Genomic DNA, 17553 nt, shown 5'->3' on the forward strand with positions numbered 1-17553 from the left:
TCGTTTGAGAGACCGATGACGACCCCGTTCCGCGCCGTGCTCAGCCCATGCATCGGCATCTGCGCCCTCGATGCGACGGGCCACTGCCTGGGCTGCCATCGCACTTCCTCCGAGATCGCGCGCTGGATCCAGATGGGCGATGACGAGCGCCTGCGCTTGATGGAAACGGTATTACCGCTGCGCGAAGCCCGCGCCGCCGAGCGCGCGTGATCACTTCGCCGTCGCTGGATCGAATCCGCCTGGCGGTGCATCCACTGGACCAGCTGCCCCGCGGCCGGTGCTGGAACCATGCCGAAGTGGACGGACTGTTGCCGCCCTCGTCGCCGGTCGCCGCCGCCGTGCTCGTGGGTTTGGTGCCGCGTCCGCAAGGGCTACGCGTGTTGTTGACGAGGCGCACGGACGCGCTGCGCCACCATGCCGGCCAGGTTAGCTTTCCCGGCGGCCGGATCGAGGACTTCGACCTCGACCCCGCGGCAGCGGCCATCCGCGAGACCAGCGAGGAAATCGGCATCGGCCCGGCCAGCATCACCCCGTTGGGCTACCTGGACCCGATCGCCACGGTCACCGGATTCCGGGTGTTGCCGCTGGTGGCCGCGATCGACGTTGGTTACGTGGCCGCACCGGATCCACGCGAGGTGGACGAGGTGTTCGAGGTGGCGTTCGAGGCCTTGATGGCGCCGTCCAACCTGCAGTCGATTCCGATCGACCGGGGCGGGCGCACGCGGTCGGTGCTGCAGTTCGCCGATGCCGTGCATCCCGGCCAGCGCATCTGGGGCGTCAGTGCATCGATCCTGTTGAACCTGCGACACCGACTGGAGGCAAGCCGATGAGCGGATGGACCACGCTGGTGCAGGCCGAAACGCTCGCCACCGCACTCGGGCGCGATGACCTGGCCATCGTCGATTGCCGCTTCGCACTGGTGAATCCTGGTGCGGGCGAGTCCGCCTACCTCCAGGGCCACATTCCCGGTGCCGTCTACGCGCACCTGGAGCGCGACCTGTCAGATCACGCCCGCCATGGCGAAGGCAGGCACCCCTGGCCGGACGAGGCAGCCTTCCTCGCCAAGCTCGGCCGCTGGGGTATCACCCCGCAGCACCAGGTCGTAGCCTATGACGATGGCGGCGGCATGATGGCGGCGCGCTTGTGGTTCTTGTTGCGCACGCTCGGGCACCAGAAGGTTGCTGTGCTGGATGGCGGGTGGGCGCGCTGGACCGCACTGGGGCTGAAGGTCGACAGTTCGGTGCCGCCACCTTCCAGCCTGCGTTACCCGGGCCGCTTCGATCGCAGCCGGCTCCTCGATGCCAGCCAGGTGCAGGCACGCCTGGCGCAGGGCGACCTGCTGGTCGATGCGCGGGCGGCCGACCGCTTCCGCGGCGAGAACGAGATGATCGATCGCCTCGGCGGGCACGTTCCGGGCGCGCGCAGCCGTCCGTACACGGACAACCTCGTCGACGGGCGCCTGCGCTCGCCGATCGAACTGGCCGCGGCATTCCGTGCGCTGATCGACGGCCACGCGCCGGAAGACGTCATGGTGATGTGCGGCAGTGGCGTCACCGCCTGCCATCACCTGCTGGCGATGGAGCGCGCGGGCATCACCGGCGCGAAACTGTTCACCGGATCCTGGAGCGGCTGGATCAGCGACCCCGATCGTCCGGTTGCGACCGGCCCGGAGTGAGGCCGGCGACCCGCGCCCGCTGGCGGAAGGGCGCGCAACGGCACGGCCGACATTCCGCGTTGCGGCTTTGGGGCGGGGAGAAAGCGATCACCTTCCCATGCCGAGGCGGGGCGTTACTTGCCGAGTTTGGCGACCAGCGCCCGCAGCCCGGCCTGGGTGTCGGCGGCGAACCAGGCGTCGATGAAGGCAGGCAGGTGGATGCGTTCCGGTCGCAGCGCGTCGACGAGATCCGCGCGCGCGATCGCGCGCGTCTGCAGCATCGGTTGCGACGGCAACGCGAGCAGCGTCCCCAGCCAGGCCACCGCCCGCGGCGTCACGGCATCGAGCGCGACCACTTCGTCGACGAGCCCGATCGCGAGCGCCTGTTGCGCATCGACCAGTTCGCCGGCCACCAGCAGCCGTTCGGCGCGATGGGCACCCACGACGCGTGCCAGGACGTGCTGGATGCCTTCGGGCGCGACCAGCCCGACCTGGGTCTCGTTCAGTCCGATCCGGAACGGCGATGCGTCATCCGGTGCGCGTCCCATGATCCGGTAGTCGCAGCACAGCGCCAGCACGCAGCCGCCGGCAGGCGCATGGCCCGCAAGCGCTGCGACCACCGGTACGGGTGCCGCGGCCAACGAGCGCGCAGCGGCGAAAAAACAGTTCCAGGCGCTCGCCAGCGCCTGCCGGTCCGGGCCCAGGGACAACAGCAAGGGCACGTCCAGGCCGGCAGAAAACACCTTCGGCCCCCCGGACAGCACGATCCCGCGCGCACCGGCGTCGATCGCCTGCGCCAGGGCGTCGACCAATGCCGTGCACAGCGCCGGATTCAAGGCGTTCACCGGCGGACGTGCGAGTTGCAGCTCGTGGATGTCGCCGTGGACGACGCGTCGGACCAGTTCCATGGGTGCCTCGTGCAGTCAGTGGGCCCGCACGAATTGCGCTGCGGGAGGGCGGTATCATAGGACGATGCACGTCAACCGACCCGGTCTGTCCCTGCGACTCGCCGCTTTCGCGGTATTTTCCTGCCTGGTCGCGGGCCAGGCGTGGGCCGCGGCGGGCGATTGCGCGCCGCAGGTCCGCGATGGCTGGATCCGGGATCCGATCGGGCCGATGCAGACGATGCTCGCGGGGTATGGCCGCATCGAGAACCCATGCCCGGCGACGGTCGTCGTCGTCGGTGCGGAAAGCGCCGCATTCGCGGATGTGTCGATCCATCGCACCACCGTGGCCGATGGCATGAGCCGCATGCGCGCGGTGCCGGAGCTGCCCATCGCGCCGGATGATGCCGCCGTGCTCGAACCGGGCGGCATGCACCTGATGCTGATGCAGCCCGCGACGACTCCCGTGGTGGGCGACCATGTCCGGATCGACCTGCGCCTGCAGGACGGTCGCCGGATCCAGGGCGACTTCGTCGTCCGTTCGCCCTGAACATCGGGCGCTTCACGGGTTGAAACAGCGCGGCGGGTCGCCGCGGACTGTCCGGGATGAATCAATCGCCGCATGAGTCCCGCCTGCAGGTCGCGCCTGCGGAACTCCGATCGGGCGTCAGTCCTGCGCCTGGCAGGCCTTTCGCACGGCGTCCGGCAGTGGCGACGGCTGCCCGCGCTGCTTGTCGATCCAGACCATCACCACGTTGCCGTCGGCGTACAGCACCGATGCATCGTCGGCATGCACGATGCGATGGCCGATGGTCAGGCTCGTCCCGCCCAGCCGCTCGACGAACAGCTCGACCACGACCTCATTGGGCCAGGCGATCGGACGCCGGTAGTTGACATGCGCCGCGGCGACGACAGGCGCGACGTTGTCGTCGATCCATTCGCCCGGCAACTGGATCATCCAGCGCAGGCGCGCTTCCTCCAGGTAGCTGAGGAACTTGGAATTGTTGACGTGGTTGAACGCGTCCAGGTCGCGCCAGCGCACGGAAAGCGGCACGCGGATCAGGCTGGTCGGCGGCGCCCCCGGGGGCGTCGCCGGTGCGGCTGGCGCGACAGGGTCGGCGCCGGTTTTCGCCTGCTTTCGCGGCGGGCCTTTGGGAGCGCTTTTCGCCCCCGGTGCCTTCCGGGCGCGCTTCTTCGACGCCGGTTGCTCGTCGCTCATGCAGCCGATTTCCTCTTGGTGGATTTGGCGTCCATGCCCAGCGACTTGGCGAGGAACTGCCCGGTCCAGGATTGCGGGATGCGCGCCAGCTCCTCCGGCGTGCCCTGGGCGATGATTTGGCCGCCGCGATGGCCGCCTTCCGGCCCCAGGTCGACGACCCAGTCGGCGGTCTTGATCACGTCGAGGTTGTGTTCGATCACCACGATCGTGTTGCCGTCGTTGCGCAGCTTGTGCAGCACGACGAGCAGGTGCTCGATGTCGTGGAAGTGCAGGCCCGTGGTCGGCTCGTCGAGGATGTAGAGCGTGCGCCCGGTGTCGCGGCGCGAGAGTTCCTTCGACAGCTTCACCCGCTGCGCTTCGCCGCCCGACAGGGTGGTCGCCGGCTGCCCGAGCTTGATGTAGCTCAGGCCGACGTCGAGCAGTGTTTCCAGCTTGCGCGCGATCGACGGCACCGGCTCGAACAGCTTCAGCGCGTCCTCGACCGTCATGTCGAGCACGTCGTGGATGCTGAAGCCCTTGTAGAGGATCTCCAGCGTTTCGCGGTTGTAGCGCTTGCCGTGGCAGACGTCGCAGGGCACATAGACGTCAGGCAGGAAGTGCATCTCGACCTTGATCAGGCCGTCGCCCTGGCAGGCCTCGCAGCGTCCGCCGCGCACGTTGAAGCTGAAACGCCCAGGTGAGTAACCGCGCGCACGCGCTTCCGGCACCTGTGCGAACAACTCGCGCAGCGGCGTGAATAAGCCGGTGTAGGTCGCCGGATTCGAACGCGGCGTGCGTCCGATCGGCGACTGGTCGATGTCCACGACCTTGTCGAACAGGTCCAGCCCCTCGATCTCCCGGTGCGGCGCCGGGATGTGCGAAGCGCCATTGATCTCGTTGGCGGCCAGCGCAAAGAGCGTGTCGTTGATCAGCGTCGACTTGCCCGAACCAGACACACCCGTGACGGCGGTGAACAGGCCGGCCGGGATCTCGAGGTCGACGTTCTTCAGGTTGTTGCCCGATGCGCCATGCAGGGTGAGCATCGCCTTGCGATCGGGCTTGTGGCGCTTGCCGGGCACTTCGATCCGCTTCTTGCCACTGAGGTACTGGCCGGTCAGCGAACGCGGCGCCTTGAGCACGTCGGCGTAACTGCCCTCCGCGACGACATGGCCGCCGTGCACGCCCGCGCCGGGACCGATGTCGACGATGTGGTCGGCCAGGCGGATCGCATCCTCGTCGTGTTCGACGACGATGACGGTGTTGCCGAGGTCGCGCAGCCGGGTGAGCGTGCCGAGCAGGCGCTCGTTGTCGCGCTGGTGCAGGCCGATCGAGGGCTCGTCGAGCACGTACAGCACACCGACCAGCCCGGCGCCGATCTGGGACGCGAGGCGGATGCGCTGCGCCTCGCCACCCGACAGGCTGCCGGCCTTGCGTTCCAGCGTCAGGTAGTCGAGGCCGACGTCGACCAGGAAGCGTAGCCGGTCGCTGATCTCCTTGACGATCTTGGCTGCGATCTCGCCGCGCCATCCGGGCAGCTCGAGCCGGGCGAAGAACGTCAGCGCCTCGTCGATCGGCAGCACCGCGATCTGCGGCAGCGCGGTCTCGCCGACGAAGACATTGCGCGCGCTGCGATTCAGTCGCGCGCCGCCGCAGTCGACGCAGGGGCGCTCGCTGATGTACTTGGCCAGCTCCTCGCGCACCGCGGCCGATTCGGTTTCCCGGTAGCGGCGTTCGAGATTCGGCAGGATGCCTTCGAAACGATGCCGGCGCTGGCTGCGCCCGCCGGCATCGGTGAGGTAGGTGAAGGCGATCGTTTCCTTGCCGCTGCCGTACAGCACGGCCTGCCGCGTGGCCTCCGGCAGGTCCTGCCACGGCGTGTCGACGCTGAAGCCGTAGTGGCGCGCGAGCGAGGCGATCAACTGGAAGTAATAGGCATTGCGGCGATCCCAGCCGCGCACGGCGCCGGCGGCCAGCGACAGGTCCGGATGCACGACCACGCGCGAGGGGTCGAAGAACTGGCTGACGCCGAGGCCGTCGCAGGTCGGGCACGCACCGACGGGCGAGTTGAAGGAGAACAGGCGCGGTTCGAGTTCGGGCAGCGAGTAGTCGCAGACAGGGCAGCTGTATTTGGACGAGAACAGCAGCGGCGCGATGTTGGCGTCGTCGATCGACTGCACCTGTGCCATGCCGTCGCCGAGCTTGAGCGCGGTCTCGAAGGATTCGGCCAGCCGCTGCTTGAGGTCCTCGCGCACCTTGAAGCGGTCGATCACCGCTTCGATGGTGTGCTTGACGCGCAGCGCCAACGGCGGCACGGCGTCGATCTCGTGCAGCGCGCCGTCCACGCGCACGCGCACGAACCCCTGCGCGCGCAGCTGCTCGAACACTTGCGCATGCTCGCCCTTGCGCTCGCGGATCACCGGGGCCAGCAGCATCCAGCGCTGCTCGGCGCGCACGGGATCGTTGGCCAGCGCCAGCACCTGGTCGACCATCTGGCTGACGGTCTGCGCCTCCAGCGGATAGCCGTGGTCCGGGCAGCGCGGCGTGCCGACGCGGGCGAACAGCAGGCGCAGGTAGTCGTAGATCTCGGTGATCGTGCCGACGGTCGAGCGCGGGTTGTGCGAGGTCGATTTCTGCTCGATCGAGATCGCCGGGCTCAGGCCCTCGATGTGGTCGACGTCGGGCTTCTCCATCACGCTGAGGAACTGCCGGGCGTAGGCCGACAGCGACTCGACGTAGCGGCGCTGGCCCTCGGCGTAGATGGTGTCGAAGGCGAGCGAGGACTTGCCCGAGCCCGACAGCCCGGTGATCACGATCAGCTTGTCCCGGGGGAGGTCGAGATCGATGTTCTTGAGGTTGTGCGTCCGCGCGCCGCGGATGCGGATGGTGTCCATCGCCATCGGTGGCAGGGTCTCTGGTTCCCGGCAGGGCCGGCAGGGGGAGGGAAGCCCGGCGCGGAGCGCAGGACAACAGGGGAGCGTAACGAGCCATCCAGATGGGGGCAAATCGGCACATTTGCCAGCATCTCAGCGCCGCATCGCAGCACCTGCGACGGCTGGATTCAGGCAGGTGAGGGCGAGGCCGGAGAGCCCGCGGCCTGGAGGCGGGTGGAGGCGGGTGGCGTCCCGGTCGGCGCGGTCCAGTCCGGGCGGCGATGGATCGCGCGGGCCCCGGCCGGGCAGGGGCGTGTCCGCCGGCAGCCCGGGCGATTGCCCGGCGGCGGCCAGCTGGTCCGGGTCCCGGGTGGTCAGGGCGGCGGCAGGTTGACCCTAAGCCACTGAAACCCCTACAATTCCGCTTCTGTCCGCCCTCGATGGCGCGACAGGCGACCAAAAATAACTACAGAGGAAGTCTGGTCATGTACGCAGTTGTTGTTACCGGCGGTAAGCAGTACCGCGTGATGCAGGGCGAGCGGCTCCGCGTCGAGTTGCTCGATCTGGAAGCGGGCAAGGATGTCACCTTCGACCAGTTGCTGATGCTTGGCGACAGCGACGGGGTGAAGCTGGGCGAAGACCTCAAGGGTGCCAGCGTCACCGCCAAGGTGCTCGGCCACGGCCGCGCCGACAAGATCCGCATCGTCAAATTCCGTCGCCGCAAGCACCATCGCAAGCAGATGGGGCATCGGCAGCACTACACCGAAATCGAGATCACCGGCATTGCCGGTGGCGACAAGAAGTAAGGAGAAGCAGCCATGGCACATAAAAAGGGCGTAGGTTCCTCGCGCAACGGCCGCGACTCCAACCCGAAATACCTCGGCGTCAAGATCTATGGTGGCCAGGCGATCGAAGCCGGCAACATCATCGTCCGCCAGCGCGGCACCCAGTTCCATCCGGGCATGGGCGTCGGCCTGGGCCGCGACCACACGCTGTTCGCGCTGGTCGATGGCAAGGTCGAGTTCACCGTCAAGGGGCTGAAGAAGCGCCGCACAGTGAACGTCGTCGCGGCGTAAGCCCGACGCGCTTTAGATGAGAGGCCCCGCTTCGGCGGGGCTTTTCGTTTCTGCCGCCGTTTCCAGCAACCGCTGGAATGACGTGCCCGACACTTCGCGTTAGCCTTCCCGCACAACCGATTCCGATCCCATGAAACTCGTCGACGAAGCTGAAATCACCGTCACTGCCGGCAACGGCGGCAATGGCTGCATCGGCTTTCGCCGCGAGAAGTTCATCCCGCTCGGTGGGCCCGATGGCGGCGATGGCGGCAATGGCGGCGACGTCTGGCTGCAGGCCGACGAGAACCTCAACACGCTGGTCGACTTCCGCCACCAGCGCCAGTTCAAGGCGCAGCGCGGCGAGAACGGCATGGGCCAGCAGCGCTACGGCAAGGCCGGCGAGGACATCACGATCACCGTGCCGATCGGCACCGTGGTGATCAACGTCGGCACCGACGAGGTGATCGGCGACCTCACCACCCATGGCGAGCGCCTGCTGGTCGCACGCGGCGGGCAGGGCGGCCTGGGCAACATGCATTTCAAGAGTTCGATCAACCGCTCGCCGCGACGCGCCACGCCCGGCAGCGAGGGTGAGCAGCGCCTGCTGAAGCTCGAGCTCAAGCTGCTCGCCGACGTCGGCCTGCTCGGGTTTCCCAACGCAGGCAAATCGACCTTCATCCGCGCCGTGTCGGCGGCGACGCCGAAGGTCGCCGATTACCCCTTCACCACGCTCTATCCCAACCTCGGCGTGGTCAGCGTCGAGGTCGGCCGCAGCTTCGTCATCGCCGACATCCCCGGCCTGATCGAAGGCGCCGCGGATGGCGCGGGGCTGGGCAGCCTGTTCCTGCGCCACGTGCAGCGCACGCGGTTGCTGCTGCACCTGGTCGACATCGCGCCCATGGGCTTCGAAGGCGGTGAGGGCGTCGACGTGGCGCCGGCCGAGCAGGTGCGCGCGATCGAGAACGAACTGCGCAAGTACGATCCGGCGATGCTGGACAAGCCGCGCTGGCTGGTGCTCAACAAGGCCGACCTGATGTTCGAGGACGAAGCCCGCGAGCGCGCGCAGCAGATCGTCGACGAGCTCGGCTGGACGCAGCCGTGGTTCCTGGTGTCGGCGATCGGCCGCGAAGGTACCTGGCCGATCATGCTGGCGGTGCAGGCGTTCTTCGACCGCCTGCGCGAGGATGCGGCCGAGGCCGCGAGCGAACTGGCGGCGAGCCAGCGTTCGCATGGCGACACCGACACCGGCGCGGATGCCGATGCACGCTGATCGCGATACGCATTGCCCAACAAAAAACCCGGCCGAAGCCGGGTTTTTCGCTGCCGTGTCGCTGGCGGCCTCAGGCGGCCTGAAGCGCGCGGATGCGTGCGGTCAGGCGGCTCTTGTGGCGGGCGGCCTTGTTCTTGTGGATCAGGCCACGCGCACTGAAACGGTCGAGGATCGGCTGCGCGATCGCGAATGCGGCATTGGCGCCGGCGGCGTCGTTGGCGTCGATCGCCTTGATGACTTTCTTGACGGCGGTGCGCAGCATCGAGCGCTGGGCGCCGTTGCGGGCATTGCGCACGACAGCCTGCTTGGCGCGCTTCTTGGCGGACTTGATGTTGGCCACGATGGAATCCTGGAAATTTGGGATGGAGAAAAAAGGAGTGGAACCGGGTCGGCTGGAGCAGGAAAAGCCGAGGGCATCCGGCCAGCCAGACCGAAAAGTATGGGCGATTCAGCCACTTGCGTCAACCTGGAGGGGGCGGCCCGATGAGCGGCCCCATCGCCCCGGCCGCCCCCCGCGCCAGCCTGCTGCGCGGGCTGCTGTCGTTCAGCAGCATGACCATGGTTTCGCGGGTCCTGGGCCTGGTCCGGGACCAGTCGATCAGCTACGTCTTCGGCGCCAGCGCGGCCACCGACGCCTTCATGGTGGCGTTCCGGATCCCCAACTTCATGCGCCGGCTGTTCGCGGAAGGCTCGTTCTCGACCGCCTTCGTCCCGGTGTTCACGGAGGTCAAGGAAACCCGCCCGCGCGAGGAACTGCGGGAACTGCTGTCGCGGGTCGCCGGCACCCTGGGCGCGGTGTTGATGGTGGTTACCGCCCTGGGCCTGCTGCTGGCTCCCCAGCTGGCGGAAGTCTTCGCCCCGCATGATCCGCACAAGTTCGGGTTGCTGGTGCAGTTGATCCGGCTGACGTTCCCGTTCCTGCTGTTCGTCTCGATGACGGCGCTGGCCGGTGGCGTGCTCAACAGCTTCCATCGCTTCGGCCTGCCGGCGCTGACGCCGGTGATCCTCAACCTGTGCATGATCGCCGGCGCCTTGTGGCTGGCGCCGCGGCTGCAGGTGCCGATCCTGGCAATGGGCTGGGCGGTGCTCGCGGCGGGCGTGCTGCAGCTGCTGTTCCTGCTGCCGGCGCTGCGCGGGCTGAACCTGCTGACGCTGCCGCGCTGGGGCTGGACGCATCCGGGCGTGCGCAAGGTGATGAGGCTGATGGTGCCGACGTTGTTCGGCTCGTCGGTGGCGCAGATCAACCTGCTGCTCGACACCTGGATCGCCGCTTATCTCATCACCCGCTCGCAGACCTGGCTGTCGCTGGCCGACCGCTTCCTGGAGCTGCCGCTGGGCGTGTTCGGCATCGCGCTGGGGACGGTGATCCTGCCGGCGCTGTCGCAGCATCACGTGCGATCGGATCGCGAGGGCTTCTCGCGCGCGCTGGACTGGGGCCTTCGCAACACGTTGATGATCGCGGTGCCGGCGGCGCTGGGCCTGATGCTGCTGGGCGAGCCGCTGGTGGCGACGATGTTCCAGCACGGCCGCTTCAGCGCGTTCGATACCCGGATGACGGCCTTGTCGGTGTTCGGCCTGAGCTTTGGCCTGCCGGCATTCGCCTTGGTGAAAGTGGTGCTGCCGGCGTTCTACGCGCGCCAGGACACGCGCACGCCGGTGCGCGCCGGGGTGACGGCGCTGATCGCCAACATGGTGCTGAACATCGCGATCCTGGCGCTGATGTACGTGTTCTGGGTTCCCGAGGCCTCCAAGGCGGGCGGGGTCTGGGCCACGCTTGCGCAAACCCCGGGACTGCACCTTGCGCTCGGGATCGCCAGTGCCCTGTCCAGCTACATCAACCTCGTCCTGCTGTGGCGCTGGCTCAAGCGCGATGGCGTGTACCAGCCGCAACCCGGCTGGGGCCGCTTCAGCCTGCGCCTGGCGCTGGCGAGCGCAGCCCTGTGCGTGGCGGTGCTGGCGGGCAAGTCCCTGGCGCCCGACTTCACCAGCGCTCCGGTGCTGGCGCGGATCGGCTGGCTGCTGGCGCTGGTCGCGGCCGGCGGCGGCGCCTATGCCATCGCGCTGCTGGCGATGGGCTGGCGCCTGCGCGAGTTGCGCGAGCATTGAGACTCGGCCGCGTGGCTATACTTCAAGGTTCCATGAGCAGGCTGTTCCGTGACGTCGAAGGCGGGCTTTCGTGCCCCCAAGGCAGCGTGGTCTGCATCGGCGCTTTCGACGGCTTGCACCTCGGCCATCGCGCGCTGGTGCGCCACGCGGTCGCGCGTGCGCGTGAACTCGGCGTGCCATCGGTGGCGCTCGGCTTCGAGCCGCTGCCGCGGGAATTCTTCGCCAGCGACGCGCCGCCACCGCGGCTGACGCTGCCGCGGCAGAAGATCGAAGGCCTGCGCGCGCTGGGCGTGGATGTCATCGGCCTGCTGCGCTTCAACGCGCGGCTGGCGGCGATGTCGGCGCAGGACTTCGTGCGCGCCGTGCTGGTCGTGCGGCTGCAGGCGAAGGAAGTCTGGGTCGGTCCCGGATTCCGTTTTGGCCACGGTCGCGAAGGCGATCTGGCGTTGCTGCGCCAGCTCGGGATGCAATTTGGATTCAGCGCGCACGCCATCGCGCCGGTCGCCGTGGATGGCGAACGCGTGTCGAGCACGCGCATCCGCGAGGCGCTGGCGGCGGGCGATTTCGCCACCGCCACGCGCCTGCTCGGGCGTCCGTATTCGATCGCCGGCCGCGTCGTGCGCGGCAACCAGCTCGGACGCACGCTCGGCTTCCCGACCGCCAACCTGCGCTTCGACGGCAAGCAGCCGGCGCTGTCCGGCATCTTCGCCACCCGCGTGCACGGCGTGGGCGATCGGCCGATGCCGGCGGTGGCGAGCTTCGGCACGCGACCCACGGTCGCCGGCACCACGCCGCTGCTGGAAGCGCACCTGTTCGATTTCGACGGCGATCTCTACGGCCGCCACATCGACGTCGAATTCGTCGCCCGCCTGCGCGACGAGCAGCACTTCGCCGGCCTGCCGTCGCTGGTGGCGCAGATGCGCGTCGATGCCGCGCAGGCGCGTGAACGGCTCGCTCCCGATCCCGGATCCGCTCGCCCGCGTGCGGACCTTCCACTCCAACCACAACGAGCCTGAGCGTGAGCGCAGATTCCACCGACAGTTCCGCCAGCGACCCGAACCGCTACAAGGCGACGATCCACCTGCCGGCGACCGACTTCCCGATGCGCGGCGACCTGCCCAAGCGTGAACCCGAGACGCTGAAGCGCTGGCAGGACGAAGGCCTGTACCCGCAGTTGCGCGCCAGGGTGCAGGGACGGCCCTCGTTCGTGCTGCACGATGGCCCGCCGTATGCCAACGGCGCGATCCACCTGGGGCACGCCGTCAACAAGGTGCTCAAGGACGCGGTGGTGAAGTCGAAGCTGCTGGCCGGCTTCGACGCGCCTTACGTGCCGGGCTGGGATTGCCACGGCCTGCCGATCGAGATCGCGATCGAGAAGAAGTGGGGCAAGGTCGGCGACAAACTCGACGCGGCCCAGTTCCGCGCCAAATGCCGCGAATACGCCAACGCGCAGATCGACCTTCAGCGGGTGGATTTCCAGCGCCTGGGCGTGATCGGCGATTGGGCGAATCCCTACCGCACGATGGATTTCAGCTACGAAGCCGACATGCTGCGTGCGCTGGCGAAGATCATCGAACGCGGCCATCTCGCCCGCGGCGTCAAGCCGGTGCACTGGTGTTTCGACTGCGGCTCGGCGCTGGCCGAGGCGGAGATCGAGTACCAGGACAAGCGCTCGCCCGCCGTCGACGTGGCCTACGCCGCGCGCCAGGCGCAGGCGCTGGCCTCGGCCTTCGGCGCCGCACTTACGGATGGCGTTGGCATCGCCGTGCCGATCTGGACCACGACGCCGTGGACGCTGCCGGCAAGCCTCGCCGTCGCGCTCGGGCCGGAGCTGTCCTACGTGCTGGTCGAGGGTCCATCCCGCGATGGCGCCCGCCAATGGCTGGTCCTGGCCGAAGACCTCGCGGCACGCGCGCTGCAGCGTTACGGCGTCGACGAGGTGGTCGTGCACGGTCGCGTGCAGGGCACCGAACTCGAAGGCCAGCGCCTGCAGCATCCCTTCTACGCCGATCGCGAGATTCCGCTGATCCTCGGCGACCACGTGTCGGCGGAAGAGGGCACCGGCGCGGTGCACACCGCTCCCGGCCATGGCCAGGAAGACTTCGTCGTCGGTCAGCGCTATGGCTTCATCGAGCAGTACAGCGCCGCGCAGCTTAATCCGGTCGACAGCCGCGGCGTCTACCTGCCGACGACGCCGCCGCTGGGCGAGCGCGTACTGGCGGGCATGCATATCTGGAAGGCCAACGATGCCATCGTCGAGGGCCTGAAGGACAACGGCTCGCTGCTCGCCTTCTCCACCCTCACCCACAGCTATCCGCATTGCTGGCGCCATCGCACGCCGGTGGCGTTCCGCGCCACGCCGCAGTGGTTCATCTCGATGGAGCAGGAAGGCCTGCGCCGCAATGCGCTGGCCGCGGTCGGCAAGGTCGGCTGGATTCCCGAGTGGGGCGAGGCGCGCATCTACGGCATGGTCGAGGGCCGCCCGGACTGGTGCATCTCGCGCCAGCGCACCTGGGGCGTGCCGATCGCGTTGTTCTTCGACCGGGTGACCGGCGAGCCGCATCCGCGCACGCCTGAACTGATGCGCCAGGTGGCCGATCTCGTCGAGCGCGACGGCGTCGATGCGTGGTACGCGCTGGATCCGGCGACGTTGCTCGGCGGTGACGCCGCGCGCTACGAGAAGGTCACCGACATCCTCGATGTTTGGTTCGACTCCGGCGTCACGCACGCCTGCGTGCTCGCGCAACGACCACAGGACGGGCTGCACAAGCCGGCCGATCTCTATCTCGAAGGCTCCGACCAGCATCGCGGCTGGTTCCAGTCCTCGCTGCTGACCGGCGTGGCGATGGATGGCGTGGCGCCTTACCGCAATTGCCTCACGCACGGCTTCACCGTCGATGCGCAGGGCCGCAAGATGTCCAAGTCGCTGGGCAACGGCATCGAGCCGCAGGACATCATCGGCAAGCTCGGTGCCGACATCCTGCGCCTGTGGATCCTGTCGACCGACTACCGCAACGAGATGTCGCTGTCGGACGAGATCCTCAAGCGCACCGCCGATGCCTACCGCCGCATCCGCAACACCGCGCGCTTCCTGCTGGGCAACCTGCACGGCTTCGTGCCCGCGCGCGACCGCGTGGCCGATGCCGACATGGTGGCGCTCGACCGCTGGATCGTGCATCGCGCGCATGAGCTGCAACAGCGCATCGCCGACGCCTACGCGCGCTACGACTTCGCAGAAGTCGTGCATGCGATCTCCAATTTCTGCAGCAACGATCTCGGCGCGCTCTATCTCGACGTCACCAAGGATCGTCTCTACACGATGGGCGAGGACTCGCCCGGACGACGTTCGGCGCAGACCGCGATGTACCGCGTCAGCGAGGCGTTCGTGCGCTGGATCGCGCCGATCCTGAGCTTCACCGCCGACGAGATGTGGCGGTATCTCCCAGCGCCCGGTGCCGAAAGCGCACGCGAGGGCAACGTGCTGTTCGCCACCTGGTACGACGGCCTGTCGCCGCTGGGCGAGGACGCAGGGCTGTCGGTCGCCGACTTCGATCGCCTGCTCGCGTTGCGCGACCAGGTCGCCAAGGTCCTGGAGCCGATGCGCGCCGAGGGCCGGATCGGCGCGGCGCTGGACGCCGAGATCGCACTGCGTTGCGGCATCGCCGACCAGAACTGGCTGTCGCCGCTGGTGGACGAACTGCGCTTCCTGCTCATCAGCGGCGACGTGCAGGTGGTGGCCGACGCGTCGGCGACCGAGATCGGCGTGGCCGCGGACGTCACCAGCAAACCCAAGTGCGTGCGCTGCTGGCAGCGTCGCGGCGACGTCGGCGTGCACGCGCAGCACCCGCAGTTGTGCGGGCGCTGCGTGGCCAACATCGAGGGGCCGGGGGAAGTGCGGCGGTGGTTCTGAAGCCGGCCGGCGGCCGTGCACGATCCAATGCCCGCGCGCGCACGCCCGCACGCCGCTGGCCTGGATCGCGCCATACGACAAACAACGCCCATGGAGTCCCGCCTGTGCGGGAATGACGGCGACAAATGAAGGCATCCATGCACAACCGCAACTCGGCACTTCCCTGGCTCGCGCTGTCCGCGCTCGTGATCCTGCTCGACCAGCTCAGCAAGGCGTGGGTCCTGGCGACGCTTCCGGAGTTCCAGCCGGTGCCGGTGGTCGACGGCTTCTGGAACTGGTTCCGCACCTACAACACCGGCGCGGCGTTCAGCTTCCTCAGCGATGCCGGCGGCTGGCAGAAATACCTCTTCGTGGTGCTTGCGGTCGCGGTCTGCGCCGGGCTCACGCGCGCGCTGTGGCGGATGCCGCGCAGCGACTGGCGCACCGCGTTGCCGTTCGCGCTCGTGATCGGCGGCGCGCTGGGCAATGTCATCGACCGGCTCGTGCACGGGCATGTCGTCGACTTCATCCAGTGGTACTGGCGCGGCCACTACTGGCCGGCGTTCAACATCGCCGACTCGGCGATCGTCGGCGGCGCCATCGGCATCGCACTGTTCGGCCTGCTGCAACGCAGTCCGGCGAAAAACGCGGGATAATTGCCCGATGGACATCGTCCTCGCCAATCCCCGCGGCTTTTGCGCCGGTGTCGACCGCGCGATCGAGATCGTCAACCGCGCACTCGACACCCTCGGCGCGCCGATCTACGTGCGCCACGAAGTCGTGCACAACCGCTACGTGGTCGACGACCTCAAGCAGCGCGGGGCGATCTTCGTCGAGGAACTGGACGAAGTGCCCGACGGTGCCACCGTCGTCTTCAGTGCCCATGGCGTCTCGCAGGCCGTGCGCGCGGTCGCCGCGAAACGCGGCCTGAAGGTGTTCGACGCCACCTGTCCGCTGGTGACCAAGGTGCACCTGGAAGTCGCGCGGCAGTGCCGCGCCGGGCGCGACATGGTGCTGGTCGGCCATGCCGGCCATCCCGAAGTCGAGGGCACCATGGGCCAGTGGCGCGGCGAGGAAGGCGATGGCCGCATCTACCTGGTGGAAAACCTCGCCGACGCCGCCACGCTGGTCGTCAGCCAGCCCGACAACCTCGCCTATACCACCCAGACGACGTTGTCGGTCGACGATACCCGCAGCATCATCGGCGCGCTGCGCGAGCGCTTCCCGGCGATCCAGGGTCCACGCAACGACGACATCTGCTACGCCACCCAGAACCGCCAGGACGCCGTGCGCGAACTCGCCCAGGGCTGCGACCTGGTGCTGGTGGTGGGCTCGCCCAACAGCTCCAATTCCAACCGCCTGCGCGAACTGGCCGAGCGCGAAGGGGTCGAGGCGCACCTGATCGACGGGGCGGGGGAGATCGACCCGCGCTGGGTGCAGGGCAAGCGCCAGGTCGGCGTCAGCGCCGGCGCCTCCGCGCCCGAGGTCCTGGTGCGCGGGGTGATCGACCGCCTGCAGGCGCTCGGTGCCGGCTCCGTGCGCGAACTGGCCGGCAAGCCCGAGGACATGGTCTTCGCGCTGCCGCGCGAGCTGCGGGTGCAGCTGGTCGACTGAGGCGCACGCCGTCCGGCAGGAGCGGCTTCGGCCGCGAGTTTTCTGCCCGGCAGGGAAGCGCTTGCGGCTGAAGCCGATCCCACGAGGGCGCTCTTGCCATTGGCGGCAGGCGGCGCTCCCCGATTGACCCGCCCGCGCGGCCTACCTACACTTCGCGTCCACGCCGGAATAGCTCAGTTGGTAGAGCGGCGCATTCGTAATGCGTAGGTCGTAGGTTCGATTCCTATTTCCGGCACCACTTTCCCCCGACACGGACCGCCCGGCGTCACCAGGCGGCGGCTCGCGTGCGACAAAAAGCCCGCTATTGCGGGCTTTTTCGTGGCCCGCGTCGACGAGGGCGGCCGTGGTGGCGGGCGCGCCGGTGAATACGCGTTGTGCTTGCCTGGCTAGACTGGCCGGATGATCAACCGCGTGCTCGTCGTCTGCGTCGGCAATATCTGCCGAAGCCCCATGGCCGAATTCCTGTTCCGCGAACGCATCCGCCGTGCGGGCGTGGTGGTCGAATCGGCCGGTCTTTCGGCGCTGGTCGGCAACCCGATCGATCCGATGGCGGCGGCGGTGCTCGCCGAGCACGGCATCCGCGCCGACACCCACGTCGCAAGGCAGGTGTCGGTGGACATGCTCAGCGCCGCCGACATCGTTCTGGCGATGGACAAGCGGCACCTGTCGGCGATCCATGCGCAGGCGCCGCATGCCCGCGGGAAAACGTTCCTGCTCGGCCGCTGGGAAAAAGACGCCCCGATCCCCGATCCCTACGGGCAACCACGGGCGGCCTTCGAAAACGTATTCAGCATGGTCGACGTGGCCGTCGAAAGCTGGCTTCGGCGTTTTTGAAAAAAGCCGCCACGGCGGCGATTCCCTTCGCGGGATTCCCGCGCAACGCCCCTGTTCAGTGCGCGAGACCAAAGTCTCGCTGAACACGTGTCGTGTTCTTCATCTTTTCATCAACAGCCGCCCACTAGCCTCGTTTGCACTTTCGCACGCGACGGATTTTTAACGGCGGCGCGCGCGGA

Annotated in this window: 14 protein-coding genes, 1 tRNA gene and 2 pseudogenes; 13 read left to right on the top strand and 4 right to left on the bottom strand. The window is 68.3% G+C overall.

All coding sequences use genetic code 11. From position 1 onward, the window contains the following. Positions 1-15 precede the first annotated feature (15 nt). Together G7B67_RS03695 and G7B67_RS03700 are read left to right on the top strand one after the other, a co-directional pair. Positions 16-830, top strand: a pseudogene (locus tag G7B67_RS03695) (NUDIX hydrolase). Further along, complete coding sequence (locus tag G7B67_RS03700) at positions 827-1675, top strand: sulfurtransferase (RefSeq protein ID WP_166208013.1); 849 nt, start codon at positions 827-829, stop codon at positions 1673-1675. Before G7B67_RS03695 ends, G7B67_RS03700 begins: the two are co-directional and overlap by 4 nt. Positions 1676-1788: 113 nt before the next feature. Here the strand turns inward: G7B67_RS03700 and G7B67_RS03705 are convergent, their stop codons facing one another. Beyond that, positions 1789-2562, bottom strand: a complete 774-nt coding sequence (locus G7B67_RS03705) for an enoyl-CoA hydratase/isomerase family protein (protein ID WP_166208016.1) — start codon at positions 2560-2562, stop codon at positions 1789-1791. A gap of 64 nt (positions 2563-2626) precedes the next feature. On the opposite strand from G7B67_RS03705, the gene G7B67_RS03710 reads away from it, so the two are divergent. After that, entirely contained in the window at positions 2627-3088 is a 462-nt protein-coding gene (locus tag G7B67_RS03710; RefSeq protein ID WP_166208019.1) for a copper chaperone PCu(A)C, read from the top strand. A 117-nt stretch (positions 3089-3205) separates the two neighbouring features. Here the strand turns inward: G7B67_RS03710 and G7B67_RS03715 are convergent, their stop codons facing one another. Together G7B67_RS03715 and uvrA are read right to left on the bottom strand one after the other, a co-directional pair. Then, a complete protein-coding gene (locus G7B67_RS03715; protein WP_243412243.1) occupies positions 3206-3601 on the bottom strand; it encodes an acyl-CoA thioesterase in 396 nt (131 codons plus the stop codon). Between the two features lie 194 nt (positions 3602-3795). Beyond that, positions 3796-6633 (bottom strand): annotated as a pseudogene (gene uvrA / locus G7B67_RS03720) (excinuclease ABC subunit UvrA); the annotation flags it as partial. A gap of 458 nt (positions 6634-7091) precedes the next feature. Here uvrA and rplU point away from each other — a divergent pair. From rplU to obgE, 3 genes are all read left to right on the top strand, one after another. Further along, complete coding sequence (rplU, locus tag G7B67_RS03725) at positions 7092-7412, top strand: 50S ribosomal protein L21 (protein WP_166208028.1); 321 nt, start codon at positions 7092-7094, stop codon at positions 7410-7412. 12 nt (positions 7413-7424) lie between these two features. Continuing rightward, positions 7425-7682, top strand: coding sequence for a 50S ribosomal protein L27 (gene rpmA / locus G7B67_RS03730; RefSeq protein WP_166208031.1), 258 nt, complete (start codon positions 7425-7427; stop codon positions 7680-7682). Positions 7683-7812: 130 nt separating this feature from the next. Next, on the top strand, positions 7813-8931 hold the full coding sequence (obgE, locus tag G7B67_RS03735) for a GTPase ObgE (protein WP_166208033.1): 1119 nt from the start codon (positions 7813-7815) through the stop codon (positions 8929-8931). Positions 8932-9001: 70 nt separating this feature from the next. Here obgE and rpsT read toward each other — a convergent pair whose 3' ends face one another. After that, positions 9002-9271 carry a 30S ribosomal protein S20 gene (gene rpsT, locus G7B67_RS03740; RefSeq protein WP_166208035.1) on the bottom strand — a complete coding sequence of 90 codons (270 nt, stop codon included), beginning with the start codon at positions 9269-9271 and terminating at the stop codon, positions 9002-9004. Between the two features lie 182 nt (positions 9272-9453). Between rpsT and murJ the strand changes: the two genes are divergently transcribed. The 7 genes from murJ (at position 9454) to G7B67_RS03775 (ending at position 17374) form a co-directional block, all read left to right on the top strand. After that, positions 9454-11037 carry a murein biosynthesis integral membrane protein MurJ gene (murJ, locus tag G7B67_RS03745; protein WP_207780867.1) on the top strand — a complete coding sequence of 528 codons (1584 nt, stop codon included), beginning with the start codon at positions 9454-9456 and terminating at the stop codon, positions 11035-11037. A gap of 32 nt (positions 11038-11069) precedes the next feature. After that, the gene (locus tag G7B67_RS03750; RefSeq protein ID WP_166208041.1) at positions 11070-12053 is read left to right on the top strand and encodes a bifunctional riboflavin kinase/FAD synthetase; all 984 of its coding nucleotides are present in this window, start codon (positions 11070-11072) and stop codon (positions 12051-12053) included. 86 nt (positions 12054-12139) lie between these two features. Then, on the top strand, positions 12140-14947 hold the full coding sequence (gene ileS, locus G7B67_RS03755) for an isoleucine--tRNA ligase (protein ID WP_243412244.1): 2808 nt from the start codon (positions 12140-12142) through the stop codon (positions 14945-14947). A gap of 137 nt (positions 14948-15084) precedes the next feature. Further along, on the top strand, positions 15085-15582 hold the full coding sequence (gene lspA, locus G7B67_RS03760; RefSeq protein WP_207780862.1) for a signal peptidase II: 498 nt from the start codon (positions 15085-15087) through the stop codon (positions 15580-15582). 7 nt (positions 15583-15589) lie between these two features. Continuing rightward, the gene (gene ispH, locus G7B67_RS03765) at positions 15590-16540 is read left to right on the top strand and encodes a 4-hydroxy-3-methylbut-2-enyl diphosphate reductase (protein WP_166208050.1); all 951 of its coding nucleotides are present in this window, start codon (positions 15590-15592) and stop codon (positions 16538-16540) included. Between the two features lie 162 nt (positions 16541-16702). Further along, positions 16703-16778: transfer RNA gene (locus G7B67_RS03770), tRNA-Thr, on the top strand. Between the two features lie 161 nt (positions 16779-16939). Continuing rightward, positions 16940-17374, top strand: coding sequence for a low molecular weight protein-tyrosine-phosphatase (locus tag G7B67_RS03775; protein WP_166208053.1), 435 nt, complete (start codon positions 16940-16942; stop codon positions 17372-17374). The last annotated feature ends 179 nt before the right edge of the window (positions 17375-17553 follow it).

The sequence above is a fragment of the Cognatiluteimonas telluris genome (assembly GCF_011320095.1).
Lineage (GTDB): Bacteria > Pseudomonadota > Gammaproteobacteria > Xanthomonadales > Xanthomonadaceae > Cognatiluteimonas > Cognatiluteimonas telluris.

Coding starts and splice junctions, on each gene's coding strand:
- G7B67_RS03700 (WP_166208013.1), top strand. CDS start 827: ATGAGCGGATGGACCACGCTGGTGCAGGCCGAAACGCTCGCCACCGCA.
- G7B67_RS03705 (WP_166208016.1), bottom strand. CDS start 2,562: ATGGAACTGGTCCGACGCGTCGTCCACGGCGACATCCACGAGCTGCAA.
- G7B67_RS03710 (WP_166208019.1), top strand. CDS start 2,627: ATGCACGTCAACCGACCCGGTCTGTCCCTGCGACTCGCCGCTTTCGCG.
- rplU (WP_166208028.1), top strand. CDS start 7,092: ATGTACGCAGTTGTTGTTACCGGCGGTAAGCAGTACCGCGTGATGCAG.
- rpmA (WP_166208031.1), top strand. CDS start 7,425: ATGGCACATAAAAAGGGCGTAGGTTCCTCGCGCAACGGCCGCGACTCC.
- obgE (WP_166208033.1), top strand. CDS start 7,813: ATGAAACTCGTCGACGAAGCTGAAATCACCGTCACTGCCGGCAACGGC.
- G7B67_RS03750 (WP_166208041.1), top strand. CDS start 11,070: ATGAGCAGGCTGTTCCGTGACGTCGAAGGCGGGCTTTCGTGCCCCCAA.
- ileS (WP_243412244.1), top strand. CDS start 12,140: ATGCGCGGCGACCTGCCCAAGCGTGAACCCGAGACGCTGAAGCGCTGG.
- lspA (WP_207780862.1), top strand. CDS start 15,085: ATGCACAACCGCAACTCGGCACTTCCCTGGCTCGCGCTGTCCGCGCTC.
- ispH (WP_166208050.1), top strand. CDS start 15,590: ATGGACATCGTCCTCGCCAATCCCCGCGGCTTTTGCGCCGGTGTCGAC.
- G7B67_RS03775 (WP_166208053.1), top strand. CDS start 16,940: ATGATCAACCGCGTGCTCGTCGTCTGCGTCGGCAATATCTGCCGAAGC.